We start from the raw sequence: 428 nt of genomic DNA, 5'->3' as shown, positions 1-428 counted from the left end.
AGCTTGGGTAAGACGTGCCTGGATTCATATTCAACTGAGTGATTTCAAACTTGCCATGCTTGACCTTAACTCTGCTTTAGAACTTGAACCGCGCAATTACATAGCACTTTTTGCGCTTGGAGTTACCATAGAAGCGACAAAGCCACCACAACTTGCCATCAAAGCCTATAAAAAAGCGCTTGAATATTATCCGCAAATGCAAAAACTTCAAAAGCGCCTTGAAGTTCTCTTAGAGGAACAATCACCACAATCTCTTTAACTTGCTCTTGATTATATTGACAATATCCTCGCTCTTTTACCCACCTATGCTTCAAGCTTGGGTAAGACGTGCCTGGATTCATATTCAACTGAGTGATTTCAAACTTGCCATGCTTGACCTTAACTCTGCTTTAGAACTTGAACCGCGCAATTACATAGCACTTTTTGCG

The 428-nt window shown here is 41.1% G+C and carries 1 pseudogene; it reads left to right on the top strand.

What is annotated here, in order from left to right:
- Positions 1-259 (top strand): annotated as a pseudogene (locus J7R05_RS08300) (hypothetical protein); the annotation flags it as partial.
- Positions 260-428 lie beyond the last annotated feature (169 nt).

Origin of the sequence: Bartonella capreoli, from assembly GCF_902813205.1 — a bacterium.
GTDB lineage: Bacteria > Pseudomonadota > Alphaproteobacteria > Rhizobiales > Rhizobiaceae > Bartonella > Bartonella schoenbuchensis.
This window is presented reverse-complemented; position numbering and strand designations above follow the sequence as displayed.